The sequence below is a fragment of the Acidovorax sp. NB1 genome, from assembly GCF_005405905.1.
Classification (GTDB): Bacteria; Pseudomonadota; Gammaproteobacteria; order Burkholderiales; family Burkholderiaceae_C; genus Acidovorax.
Genome location: NZ_BJHU01000048.1, coordinates 82,008 through 94,674 on the forward strand (window position 1 = coordinate 82,008; position 12,667 = coordinate 94,674).

Annotated in this window: 12 protein-coding genes; 10 read left to right on the forward strand and 2 right to left on the reverse strand. The window is 61.6% G+C overall.

Going from position 1 to position 12,667, the window contains the following annotated elements; translation table 11 throughout:
* Positions 1 to 199: 199 nt before the first annotated feature.
* From AvAM_RS22195 to fliE, 4 genes are all read left to right on the forward strand, one after another.
* Positions 200 to 886: a heavy metal response regulator transcription factor gene (locus AvAM_RS22195; protein ID WP_137749101.1), complete on the forward strand. Its 687-nt coding sequence runs from the start codon at positions 200 to 202 to the stop codon at positions 884 to 886.
* Positions 883 to 2,289, forward strand: coding sequence for a heavy metal sensor histidine kinase (locus tag AvAM_RS22200; protein WP_056419624.1), 1,407 nt, complete (start codon positions 883 to 885; stop codon positions 2,287 to 2,289). The genes AvAM_RS22195 and AvAM_RS22200 overlap by 4 nt, the downstream gene beginning before the upstream one ends.
* Entirely contained in the window at positions 2,282 to 3,544 is a 1,263-nt protein-coding gene (locus AvAM_RS22205; RefSeq protein WP_108625379.1) for a type II restriction endonuclease, read from the forward strand. The genes AvAM_RS22200 and AvAM_RS22205 overlap by 8 nt, the downstream gene beginning before the upstream one ends.
* 239 nt (positions 3,545 to 3,783) lie before the next feature.
* Positions 3,784 to 4,092, forward strand: a complete 309-nt coding sequence (gene fliE / locus AvAM_RS22210; protein WP_015012923.1) for a flagellar hook-basal body complex protein FliE — start codon at positions 3,784 to 3,786, stop codon at positions 4,090 to 4,092.
* 142 nt (positions 4,093 to 4,234) lie between these two features.
* On the opposite strand, the gene AvAM_RS22215 is transcribed toward fliE, so the two are convergent.
* Together AvAM_RS22215 and AvAM_RS22220 are read right to left on the reverse strand one after the other, a co-directional pair.
* Entirely contained in the window at positions 4,235 to 4,759 is a 525-nt protein-coding gene (locus AvAM_RS22215) for a DUF4148 domain-containing protein (protein WP_100409584.1), read from the reverse strand.
* Between the two features lie 95 nt (positions 4,760 to 4,854).
* Positions 4,855 to 5,226, reverse strand: a complete 372-nt coding sequence (locus AvAM_RS22220) for a hypothetical protein (RefSeq protein WP_100409585.1) — start codon at positions 5,224 to 5,226, stop codon at positions 4,855 to 4,857.
* Between the two features lie 846 nt (positions 5,227 to 6,072).
* Here AvAM_RS22220 and AvAM_RS22225 point away from each other — a divergent pair.
* The 6 genes from AvAM_RS22225 to AvAM_RS22250 all read left to right on the forward strand — a co-directional run.
* Positions 6,073 to 6,312 (forward strand): DUF2933 domain-containing protein, encoded by a 240-nt coding sequence (locus AvAM_RS22225; protein ID WP_015012930.1) that lies wholly within the window; start codon positions 6,073 to 6,075, stop codon positions 6,310 to 6,312.
* A 119-nt stretch (positions 6,313 to 6,431) separates the two neighbouring features.
* Positions 6,432 to 8,720 carry a heavy metal translocating P-type ATPase gene (locus AvAM_RS22230; RefSeq protein WP_137749102.1) on the forward strand — a complete coding sequence of 763 codons (2,289 nt, stop codon included), beginning with the start codon at positions 6,432 to 6,434 and terminating at the stop codon, positions 8,718 to 8,720.
* Positions 8,721 to 8,789: 69 nt separating this feature from the next.
* A complete protein-coding gene (locus AvAM_RS22235; RefSeq protein WP_060987635.1) occupies positions 8,790 to 9,245 on the forward strand; it encodes a hypothetical protein in 456 nt (151 codons plus the stop codon).
* A 75-nt stretch (positions 9,246 to 9,320) separates the two neighbouring features.
* A complete protein-coding gene (locus tag AvAM_RS22240; protein WP_108625375.1) occupies positions 9,321 to 10,646 on the forward strand; it encodes a TolC family protein in 1,326 nt (441 codons plus the stop codon).
* A gap of 12 nt (positions 10,647 to 10,658) precedes the next feature.
* Positions 10,659 to 12,176: an efflux RND transporter periplasmic adaptor subunit gene (locus AvAM_RS22245; RefSeq protein WP_137749103.1), complete on the forward strand. Its 1,518-nt coding sequence runs from the start codon at positions 10,659 to 10,661 to the stop codon at positions 12,174 to 12,176.
* Positions 12,173 to 12,667 (forward strand): efflux RND transporter permease subunit (locus AvAM_RS22250; RefSeq protein ID WP_137748241.1); only part of this gene is annotated, 495 nt, incomplete at its 3' end. The genes AvAM_RS22245 and AvAM_RS22250, both read left to right, overlap by 4 nt.

Sequence of the window (12,667 nt, forward strand, 5' to 3'; positions counted from 1 at the left end):
GCGCTGCGGTCAGCCAGTGCCTTGAGATAGGTCGTGAAAGCCAGGAATTTTTCATAGGTTCACCATGCGTTCTTGATGCAACGCATTGTGTGAGCCCACGGCTTCCGCAGACATAACGGCTTCATTACATCTTTGTCATCTGGAAGAAAGCCAGCGATCTGAGGGCACACTTGCCGCCATTCGCAGACAGGGAGATCCCGTGAAGATATTGATCGTCGAGGATGAAATCAAAACCGGCGAATATCTGCGCCAAGGCTTGCGTGAGGCGGGGTTCAATGCCGATCTGGTCCACAATGGAGTCGATGGCCTGCATCTGGCCCAGGAAGGTGACTACGACCTGGTGATCCTGGATGTGATGCTTCCCGGGATGGACGGCTGGCAGGTGCTCACCCATCTGCGTCGCCGGGGCCTGGAGATGCCCGTACTGTTTCTCACGGCCAAGGACCAGGTACAAGACCGGATCAAAGGGTTGGAACTGGGGGCGGACGACTACCTGGTCAAACCGTTTTCCTTTGCCGAGCTATTGGCGCGAGCGCGCACCATCCTCAGGCGTGGTCGCAATGGCACCGAGGTGACGGTCCTCCAGGTGGCCGATCTAGAACTAGACCTCTTGCGGCGGCGAGTCAGCAGATCTGGCCAACGCATCGACCTCACGGCCAAGGAGTTCGGACTCCTGGAGCTGCTGATGCGCCGCCAAGGGGAAGTTCTGCCGCGCTCTCTGATCGCGTCGCAGGTGTGGGATATGAATTTCGACAGCGATTCCAACGTGATCGAGGTGGCGATGCGCAGGCTTCGGGCCAAGATTGACGATGCCTATGACGCCAAGCTGATCCAGACGGTGCGAGGCATGGGGTATGTGCTTGAAGCGCCGCAGGAGCGTGCGTGAAAGCCCGGTACTCGCTCACGACACGGCTGACGGTCTTTTTTACTTTGGCTTCCGGGCTGGTGCTAATTGGACTGGGAACTCTCGTGGCGATTTCCATTGACCGGCATTTCGTGGAGCTTGACCGCGATGCACTGCGTGACAAGGTTCACCTGACGCGTGAGGTCATCGGCAAATCGAAGTCGCCGCAGGATCTGAAGACGCGGCTGGATGACGTTTTGCACAGCCATGAGGGCCTCTTCGTCACCGTGCTTCGCAATGGTCAATCGCTGTACTCGACGGAAGACTTTGAGTTTCCTGCGGACTTGAGCGTGCGGACCCAGCATTCCCGCTTGGGGGTCGCCTCGTGGCGAATCAAGGACCGTGAGTACCGGGGAATGTCCGAAGCCGTGACGCTGCCTGATTCCGCAGAGCCGCCGCTGCAGGTCTGGGTGGCCGTGGACATTGCTCACCACAAGCACTTCATGTACGAATTGATTTGGGTACTTGTGAGCTACGTGGCATTGGCAACGCTGGTGGCTGGGATCCTGGGCTGGTGGGCCGCAAAGAATGGCTTGGCCCCCCTTCGCGCCATGCGGTCCCGCGCCATGGCCATCACGGCACAGCGACTGGACGAGCGGATGCCAACCCAGGAGTTTCCGGTGGAGATGGCCGACCTGGCGACCACCCTCAACGAGATGCTCCGGCGCTTGAAGGAGGAGTTCGACCGCCTGTCCGAGTTTTCTTCGGACCTGGCTCACGAGCTGCGTACGCCGATCAACAATCTGATGACACAGACGCAGGTCACACTCAGCCAGGCTCGCTCCTCTGAGGAGTACCAGGACATACTGGCCTCCAACGCCGAGGAGTACCAGCGCCTGGCCCGCATGGTGGCTGACATGTTGTTCCTGGCCAAGGCTGACCACGGTCTCATTCTTCCCAGCACGGAAAGAATCGCGGTCCATGATGAAGCTCAGGCTTTGTTTGACTTCTACGAGGCCTTGGCAGAAGAGAAACAAGTCCGACTGCAATTGATCGGGACGGCGGAGATCACAGGCGACCGGTTGATGTTGCGCCGGGCGCTCAGCAATCTCCTGTCCAACGCCATTCGCTACACCCCACCAGGCGAGCTGGTGGTCGTGGACATCCAGGGGGGCCTGCACGGAACCACCGTGGACGTCGTCAACACTGGACCTTCCATCGAGGCGCAGATGATCCCCCGCCTGTTCGACCGCTTCTTTAGGGCGGACAAGTCGCGCAAGCAGCTGGACTCGGACGGAGCGGGGTTGGGCTTGTCCATTACCCAGGCGATTGTTCACGCACACCGGGGACGGATTTCTGTGAGTTCGGCGGATGGCAGGACTTGTTTTTCCATGTATTTCCCCAGTGCACAGAGCATTGGCAAGCACCTCACGACAGATGCATGACCCTTTGGAAACTCTCATAGACTGCTGGAAGGCAGACCCGAGCAGCACCTACAACACCTGGTTCTTGTGGGATCAGCGGATCAAGAACTTCCGCTCCATTCGCCGAGGCATTGCGCAAGTGGTGGAGGACATCCGGGCCGGAACGTTTGGCAACGCCTACCGAGGCTCCTCGCTGGAGACAATCGTCGGGTCCGTGGCGGAGCAGCGCCAGATCTTCAAGGGTGCGGACCACGCTTTCCTCTGGAAACCCAAGCTGCGGATTCCGGATATCTACGAGAATGCGAGCAACCAGCTCGCCTTCGCAGATCTTCTTCACACTTGCGATCACTGCGACTGCGCAGAAGACGTGGTGGCCGCCATACAGCGCATTGATGCAATTGGCATCAAAGGCTTGGGCCCAGCAGTCGCCAACTTGCTGTATTTCATCCACCCAACGCTGGTCTCTCCCTTCAACACGGCCATCGTCAACGGGTTCAACGCGGTGACCGGGGGGCGCGTGAAGCTCGGGCGCTGGGAGCACTATCTCTCCATGCGGGAGGGCTTGCTGCGCCTGAACGCGCAGTACCGGCTGAAACTGTCGAATGATCTGGGCGCGATTGCAGGACTCATGTTTGACATTGGCAGTGGCCGATATGCAGCGCCGCCACAAGCAATGGATGCAGCGGCGACAGCTCTCTGGCAAGAAGACCTTGAACGTGTGCGCCAGGAATCCACCGCATTGCAACGGGAACTGTCCCAAGCGACCGAGAGTGATGCGACCCACACGGGTGTCCAGGCCTCGCTGCGCGACCTGGGCAAGGCGCTCGGATTTGAGGTCTGGATCGCGTCCAACGACCGGGGCCGCGCCTATGGCGGGGGGTTGCTGGGAGATGGATGCATGGCGCAGTTGCCCGCCAGCCTGGACCGAGGACTGGAGTCCGTGCGACTGATCGATGTTGTATGGGTTGATCCCCAGACCTCGCAATTCGCCGCCGCATTCGAAGTCGAACACACCACGTCCATCTATTCGGGCATCGTACGCATGCTCGATCTGGCCCTGGGCACGCCGGTTGCAGGCAACTGCGCCCTGTTTCTGGTGGCTCCAGACAATCGCAGAGACAAGGTCGCTGAGCAACTTCAAAGGCCTGCCTTCTCCAGGGTGTCGGAGCTGGGAATCCGGTACTTGCCTTACAGCCAGCTGGAGCAGAACCATGCCTCCATGAGCCGCTTTGGGTCCAGCATCAAGCCGTTGCTGGAGATTTCGCAGCGGCTGTGAGCCACGGCTATTTCGTGCGGCGCGCTTCGCTGCGCTCGGCTCTTTGGGCCCCAGGGATGCGGCGACCCACGGCGATGTCGGCAAGATGAAGTTTCTGTTATCCCGAACGGCGGGATTGACGGGTGGCGCCTTGCGTTGCGAAAGCTACAGATCGAACTCCAATCTCTACGATTGGGCGTTGCCTCGGTACAGATTTCGAGGCAGAACTTCGCAAACTCTTCGCCCCAGAAAGCCTCGGCATGAACGTCACGACAAAGCCATTGGATGCACTATTGCCTGTCAGTTCGCTGGGAAACTCTGTGCCCAAAGCACCGAGCATCCAGGGAGGCGGTTTTCTGGACGCGATGAAGCAGGCGCTTTCAACCACAAGCCAGTTGCAGAGTGAGTCTGGTCGCCTAAGCCGCGAGGTCACATTCGGCAATCCCACGGTCAGTCTTGAAGAAACGATGCTCGCTGGAGTCAAGTCGAACATCGCGTTTCAGGCCACGCTTCAGAGCCGCAACCGCATTGTTCAGGCCTACACCGATGTGATGAACATGCAGGTCTGATGCTCGGAGGTCGGAGCAATGCAAAAGCAGATGTCGCACGCACTTGCTGCTGGCACCGCAGACGTGCATGGCGAGCCAACTGGAGATGGGCCTGTTTCGAAAGACCCCTCCAGATCAGCAGCCGACCGCCCGGAGAACCTGTTTAGAACCGAGGGGCCTTGGTGGATTCGTCCGAGGTGGCGGCCACAGCTGCATGGTGCGCTGCGTGGTAGCGGTCAGGATAGATTTCATTGAGCTTGCGGCCGTCTTCGCCCACAGCGATGATTTCTCCTTCGCGGATGGCGCGTGCCAACTCACTCTTGACTTGTTCCCGCGTCTTCAACGACTTGCCTGCCACGATCGGATAGCGACCAGACATCAACTCATTGCGTTTGACTCCGAATTCACCGGCCACCATGATGTCACCCGTACGGATAGCCTGCTCCAATTCTTCCCGCACTTGCTCGCGGGATTTGCTAGCCTGAGTCGAAGTAGTCGAGCGATAGGCTCCGGGGTTGATTTGCTTGAGAGTCATCCCCGAGTCGCCTGCAGCAAGCATCTCGCCGTTTTGCTGAGCCTGCGCCAATTCAGCCAGCACTTGTTCGCGCGTCTTGCTGACCGCTTGGTCCGACGCAAAAGCGGGGGCTGCGATGAGGGAAAGGACGATGAGGGTGGACTTCAGTTTCATGATGGTGTTTCCTTTTTGGGTAGATGGCAATGGTTCAGGTGCAACCGCAGGCCGGTTTGGGAGGGCACGCGGTTGCCGGTGATCGTTGAGAGGGTTCAGGGCAGTTGGCGGGCATCGACCCAGCCAGCTTCGCCGCCCATATCCCGTACACCGTCACGACCGACGGGGTTGCGCTTGGCTGACTGCAACTCATCGAGGACTTGCTGGCGGGTCTTGGTCAGTTTGGGGCCCGGAACGAGTGGATAAGTGGCAGGGTAGCCACGGCTGATCCAGTACAGCGAACCGTCCTTCTGAGCGGCCAGCACGGTGCTTTCAACCGCTTGGCGGCTGACCGCATTGCCCAAATGGTCTGCGGCCAGGCTGACGCCTTCTTCCTGGCTAGGGCTTGCGTGATAAACGGATGTCGCAAACGACGCTGTAGCGGATGCAGCAAGGCTGGCGACGAGGATTGCGGTGCGAACTTTCATGATGGTCTCCTGTGGCGCCGGATGCCCGATATGGTTCATCCAGGTGGCGATTTCTGCACCACGGAGAGAAGTCTAGAAATCGCACCCCCACGGTGAGGTGACCCTCCGACTACGCTTTTGACAGCAACTGGCAATGCATGCGCATCCGAGCACAAGGCAGCATCGCTCTCGGAGCAACCCGGAGTGCTCTCACGGCGGTGGTTCTTTGCATTACAAAAATGTCATCCACCCATCATCTTCCGGTGATTGACCAAGATCGAGACTTCCCCTCAACACGACACGCACGGATTCCTTCAGGTGCGTGACGTGAGGTCGTCAGCCAGGCTGACGTTTCAATGACCTATGAGAGGGCCAAAATCATGTCCAACAATCTATTTGCGTCTGTCTTTGCAGTTGCTCTGTCCCTGGCTTCCGCAGCCTCTTTCGCGACGCCTACTGGCGTTGACGTGCGAGATCAAGTGCTGCCAGTCAAAGCGCAGGCTGAAGAAGGAAGGACGCGCTACTGGAGTCATCCGAGGCTGGGCATGGTCAAGGTGGACGCCGCTGGCCGCATGCTCACGGGTGACTCTGCCAAGGATGACACTGCGCGATCTGCAGCTTCTTCCGGCAATCCATCGACCCGCGCACGTTGATACATCCCGGCGTGGCGGTGCGACACCCGTCGGATCCATGGAAGGCGGCGAGGAAGACATCGCTGCGGCCGAAGTTGAAGGCGTAGACATACCGCCATTCATGTGATGCAAGTCAAGGGTTGACGAAGCCCATGCTTGACATTACCACCATGTCAAACCTTATTGTTCCCCCAAGGTCCATCACCATCTCGATGACCACTTCTTGGAGATCGCCATGAACCACGACCACACCACAGGGCATTCAGAAGCTGCCAACGCCAGCGGAGGCAGCCGCAAATTGATCGGCGCGGTGATCATGCTTGCGCTCATCGGGGCATTCTTCTTGCTCAGGGAGCATTGGTCGCACATCGCGGGCTACTGGCCGTATCTGCTCTTGCTGGCTTGCCCGTTGATGCACCTCTTCCATGGGCACGGGGGGCACGGCTCTCACGAAGGCGATTCGAGCAAAAAGTAATCTTGCAGGCACACAACACATTTGCAGGGAGGCCATTCATGTCCAACGCGGAACCGCACGATCACACCCACCATGGCCATCAGCATCATGAGGGGGTCCACGGGGATACACCGCCGCCCATGACGAAACTGAAAGATCCAGTCTGCGGTATGGACGTGACGGAACAATCGCATCACTCGGCGGAGCATGAGGGGCGGCACTACTACTTCTGTAGCGCCAAGTGCCAAACGAAGTTTGTTGAGGACCCGGACAAGTACGCTGTCACGCCTCCCGGTACCGACAAGGTTGCGCGAGAGCCAGAAGCCACTCAGCCCGGCACCATCTACACCTGCCCCATGCACCCTGAGGTGCAGCAGGACCACCCCGGGAACTGCCCCAAATGCGGCATGACGCTGGAGCCCATGCTCCCCACGCTGGATGAGGGAGAAAACGCCGAACTCGTGGATTTCCGGCATCGCTTCTGGTGGACGTTGCCACTGACCGTGGTGGTCACTGTTCTGGCCATGGTGGGGCACAGGCTGCAGTGGTTCGAAATGGCCACCCAGAGCTGGATTGAGCTGGTGCTGACGGTACCCATCGTGCTGTGGGCTGGCTGGCCCTTCTTTGTGCGTGGTGCCCAGTCCATCGCGAACCGCAGTCCCAACATGTGGACCTTGATCGGCCTGGGCACGGGCGCCGCATTTGTCTACAGCGTGGTTGCCACCGTGGCGCCTGGGGTATTTCCAGCCTCGTTCCAGGCCATGGGCCGCGTGGCGGTGTACTTCGAAGCCGCAGCTGTCATCATCTCGCTCACGCTGCTGGGCCAGATGCTGGAGCTGAAAGCACGCTCCCAGACCTCAGCCGCCATCAAATCGCTGCTGGGCCTGGCCCCCAAGACCGCACGGCGTATCGACGCCAACGGTCAGGAGAGTGATGTTCCCTTGTCCCATGTCCATGTGGGAGACCTCTTGCGCGTACGTCCCGGTGAGAAGGTGCCGGTGGATGGCGTGGTGGTCGAGGGGAGCAGCGCGGTGGACGAAGCCATGCTCACTGGCGAGCCGGTGCCCATCGTCAAGGGGCCTGGCGATGCCGTCATCGGTGCCACGCTCAATACCAACGGGGCACTGGTGATCCGGTCCGAGCGGGTGGGCTCCGCCACCATGCTGTCCCAGATCGTTCAGATGGTTGCGCAGGCACAGCGCTCACGGGCTCCCATGCAGCGCATGGCGGACCAGGTGGCGGGCTATTTCGTGATGGCCGTGGTGGGTATCGCGTTGCTCACACTGTTCGCGTGGGGCCTGTTCGGTCCGGAGCCACGCTGGGTCTACGGCCTGGTCAATGCAGTTGCGGTGTTGATCATCGCGTGCCCTTGTGCGTTGGGATTGGCAACACCCATGTCGATCATGGTGGCTACCGGCCGGGGGGCGACCAGCGGGGTTCTGTTCAGGGACGCAGCAGCCATCGAGAACCTGCGCAAGGTGGATACGCTGATCGTGGACAAGACTGGCACGCTCACAGAGGGCAAGCCTTCCTTCGAGCGGGTTGTTGCCATGCCCGGTCTGTCCGAGGATGAGGTTCTGCGCCTGGCAGCCAGTCTGGATCAAGGCAGCGAGCATCCGCTGGCCGATGCCATTGTCCAAGCGGCCCGCGCCAAGGGGCTGGCCCTGGACAAGCCCGAGGACTTTGAGTCCGGGTCTGGCATCGGGGTGCGCGGACAGGTCGCTGGACGCCAGCTCGCCCTGGGCAACACAGTCCTCATGGAGCAGGTCGGGGTTTCTGCGAACCCGCTGCTTGCGCAGGCAGAGGCCTTGCGCGCCACAGGCGCCAGCGTGATGTACCTGGCGGCCGATGGCCAGCTTCAAGGCCTGCTTGCGGTCTCGGATGCCATCAAGGCCAGCACGCCGGAAGCGCTGGCGACCTTGCATGCGGCGGGGCTGCGCATTGTCATGGCCACGGGCGACGGCATGACCACCGCCAAGGCGGTGGGGGCAAAGCTGGGGATTGATGAGGTTCATGGCGAGGTCAAGCCTGCGGACAAGCTGGCCCTGGTGTCCCGGCTGCAGGCCGAAGGCCGTGTTGTTGCCATGGCGGGTGACGGGATCAATGACGCGCCCGCCCTTGCCAAGGCAGACGTGGGGATCGCGATGGGTACTGGCACCGATGTGGCGATGAACAGCGCACAGGTCACCTTGGTCAAGGGCGATCTGCGAGGGATTTCCACGGCGCGGGAACTGTCGGAGGCAACGGTGGGCAACATGAAACAGAACCTCATGTTCGCCTTCCTCTACAACGCGCTGGGCATACCGATTGCTGCAGGGCTGCTGTATCCCTTCACCGGCTGGCTGTTGTCGCCAATGATCGCGGCCTTGGCAATGAGCCTGAGTTCGGCGTCCGTGATCGCCAATGCCCTGCGACTTCGCAAGGGCTGAGATGGCTCGGCAGGCCCGGATTTGATCTAGGTTAAGTCCGTGGCCATCGCTGGGGATACCATTCGCACCATGATCTTCGCCAGAAGCACCGTATCGCGCCAAGGACGCTGGATAGCCAGCGTTCTGGTCGCGGCATTGCTTCTGATGCAGTTCGCGTTGGCCGCCTATGCCTGTCCCAAGTTGGACTCTGCAGCCCATGCGGCATCGATGCAAAAAGCGAGCATGGCCATGGAAGATGCCGTCGGCATGCCCTCCATGCCCGATTGCCACGCGATGGCGGGTACCATGGATGAGCAAGATCCTCAGCTGTGTCGAGCCCATTGTGATGGCGAAAGTTTGTCCTCCCCCTCGCTCCAAGGTCTCGATCTGCAGGCGCTCGCGGCGCACGCCATCTGGGTCGCCTATGTGCTGCCTGTGATCCTGGACTCCGAGCGCCACATTGACCCTCGGGCTGTCTACGCGGAGCTGGACAGTCGAGCGGGCGCTCCCCCCATCTATCTAACCCATCAGGTCTTTCGGAATTGATCGTGCACGCCTTGCGCGCTGCCTTGCAGCGTTTGCGCAAGTCTGACTTCGTGCCCCTTCATTTCGAGGACCACCATGCCCATCATCTCCTTCGGCGCTCCCTGCGAGCGCCTGTCTGCGCACCAGCGCATTCACCCCATCTCGCAGCGCATACAGGTGCGCAACCTCCGCCAACTGCGCCTGGGCGCTCTCGGGGTCCTGTTGACCAGCATCGGCTTGGCTGGCAACCAGGCCCACGCCCTGGGCTTTGCAGAGGCCTTGGATCTGGCGGAGCAGCACAGCCCTCGCATCACGGCCCAGCGGCTGCAGATTGACGCAGCCACCAGCACCCGGCAGGCGGCGGGAACGCTGCCGGATCCCAAGCTCTCGGTCGGTATCGAGAACTTTCCCATCAGCGGCATGGACCGCTTCAGCCTCACGCGTGAGTCCATGACCATGCAGCGCCTGGCGCTGATGCAGGAGGTGCCCAACCGGGCCAAGCGCGATGCCCAGATCGCCGGTGCCGAGGCCAAGGTGGAACGCGAACGCGCCACCCTGGCGGTCCAGCGCCTGCAGATCCGCCAGGAACTGAGTCAAGCGTGGATCCTGGCCCAGGCTATCGAGCAACGTGACCAGGTACTCACCGGTCTACTGAGTGAGAACCAGCGCCTGCAGGACAGCCTGCCCGCCCGCATCGCCGGAGGCACGGCCCAGGCCGCAGACCTGCTGATGGCCAGGCAGGAGGCGCTTGCGCTGTCGGATCGCAGGGACGATCTGCAGCGGGACCGATCCAAGGCCAGGGCGATGTTGCGGCGCTGGGTTGGCGCTCGCGCCGACGAGGCGCTACAGGGAACTCCTGGGCCGCTGAGCCGCCCCTTGGATCAACTGCGGTCTGAGGTACACCGCCACGCGGAACTTGCGCAGTACCCCGCCATGCAGGCCATGGCCTTGGCGGAAACGCGCGAAGCCCAAGCAGAAACCAAGGGTGATTGGTCCTGGGAAGTCGCCTACAGCCGCCGCGACCGACGCTGGGGCGACATGGTGTCCTTCCAGGTGACCTTTGACCTTCCCTGGCAACAGGAGCGGCGCCAGGGACCCCAGATCAAGGCCAAGCAGCTGGAGCTGCAGCGCCTGGACGCCGAGCAGGAAGACGTGACCCGCAGGCACCTGCAGGAGCTGGAGGACAGCGCCTCAGAGCTGGCGGCACTGAACAGTCAGATCGAGCGGCTGCAATCGGCGGGCATGGGCTTGGCACAGGGGCGTGCCGAACTCGCGTTGGCCAATTACCAGTCTGCCAAAGGCGACTTGAGCGCCGTGCTGGCGGCCAGGGCCCAAGTGCGGGAGACGCACTGGCGGCTCATTGATCTGCAGGCGCAGCGGGACACCGTGATTGCCCGTCTGAACAGCCTGATCGCGGACTGAAGGGAGAACCACATGACCAATACCGTTTTCAAGAAGACCACTGTGGCCGTGGCACTGGTGGCTGCTGGCATTGCCCTCGGTTGGGGCGTCTCCCAATGGCGCATTGCGAGCAGTCATCCATCTGGCGCTACCCCTCCATCGGCAGAAGCGGCGAAGGCCGACCGCAAGGTGCTGTACTGGTACGACCCCATGGTGCCAACGCAGAAGTTCGACAAGCCAGGCAAGTCGCCCTACATGGACATGGCGCTGGTTCCCAAGTACGCCGATGAGGACGCACAACAAAGCACCGGTTTGAATGTCTCGGCACAAGCGGTGCAAGCCCTCGGCCTGCGCACCGCCACGGTGGAGCAGCGCGACATTGGATCCGATGTGGACGTGCTGGGCACGGTCCAGCTCAATGACCGGGATGTGAGTATCGTCCAGGCGCGTTCTGCAGGATTTGTGGAGCGTGTCTATGCCCGGGCCCCGGGTGACGTGGTGGCCGCAGGCGCGCCATTGGCCGATTTACTGCTGCCTGAGTGGGTGGCTGCGCAGCGCGAGTTCCTCGCTGTCCGGGCGCTCAAGGAAGAGTCGCTGACGGCCGCTTCGCGTCATCGGTTGTCACTGCTGGGCATGCCTGCCTCGCTCGTGGCCCAGGTGGAGCGCACGGGCGAACCTCAGGGCCGCTACACGGTGACCTTCCCACAAGCAGGGATGGTGGCCGAACTGATGGTGCGCCAGGGCATGACGGTCTCTGCGGGTGCCAGTCTCGTACGCGTAAACGGTCTGGCCAGCGTCTGGATCGAAGCGGCCGTTCCCGAAGCGCAAAGCGGTCCCTTGCAACTGGGGCAGGACGCCCAGGTGCGCCTGGCCGCGTTTCCGGGCGAAACCCTCAAAGCCCGTGTCGTGAGCATCCTCCCAGAGGCCAACCGGGACACCCGCACGGTGCGCGTGCGCCTGGAGCTTCCCAACCCCACCCAGCGCCTGAAGGCGGGCATGTCCGGGCAGATCGTTCTGGCTGGACGCACACAGCCAGCGCTGCTGGTGCCCAGCGAAGCGGTGATCCGCACCGGCAAGCGGGCGCTGGTCTACGTGGTGGATGGCCCCGGGAAGTACCACCCCGTCCAGGTGCAACTTGGCGCGGAAATTGATGACCGCCTCGTCGTTCAAGGCGGACTGGCCGCAGGACAACAGGTGGTCGCCTCGGCACAGTTCCTGATCGACTCGGAAGCCAGCCTGCGAGGCATCATGCCCGCACAGCCTCAAGGCAGCAGCGCACAGCCGAGCAGCGAACAGGGTTCCTCGGCCTCTGCGGCTCCAGCGTCCAAGAGCTTTACGGTACGGGGGGTGGTCGATGAGGTCACGCCGACCGAGCTGACCCTCACCCATGAGGCCGTGCCTGAACTGAAGTGGCCCGGCATGACCATGCCATTCAAGCTGGCAAACCCGGAGCTGGCCAAGGCCCTGAAACCCGAGCAGCAGGTCAAATTCACCTTCCAGCAGCAAGGCAAAGACTTCGTGATCATCGCCGTGGAAAGGGTCAAGCCATGATTGCGCGTCTGATCCGCTGGTCGGTGGCGAACCGATTCCTGGTTCTGCTGGCGACCGTAATGCTCACGGCCTGGGGCGTGTGGGGTGTGCGCAGCACCCCCGTGGACGCTCTTCCCGATTTGTCGGATGTCCAGGTCATCATCCGCACCTCCTATCCTGGCCAGGCGCCGCAGATCGTGGAAAACCAGGTGACCTACCCCCTGGCCACCACCATGCTGTCCGTCCCGGGCGCCAAGACGGTACGCGGCTTCTCGTTCTTTGGCGACTCGTTTGTCTACATCCTGTTCGAGGACGGCACGGACCTGTACTGGGCACGTTCTCGCGTGCTGGAGTACATGAACCAGGTGCAGGGGCGGCTACCCGCCACGGCCAAATCGTCACTCGGCCCCGACGCCACCGGGGTCGGCTGGATCTACCAATATGCGCTGGTGGACCGCACCGGAAAGAACGACCTGGCCCAGCTGCGGGCCCTGCAGGACTGGTTTCTGAAG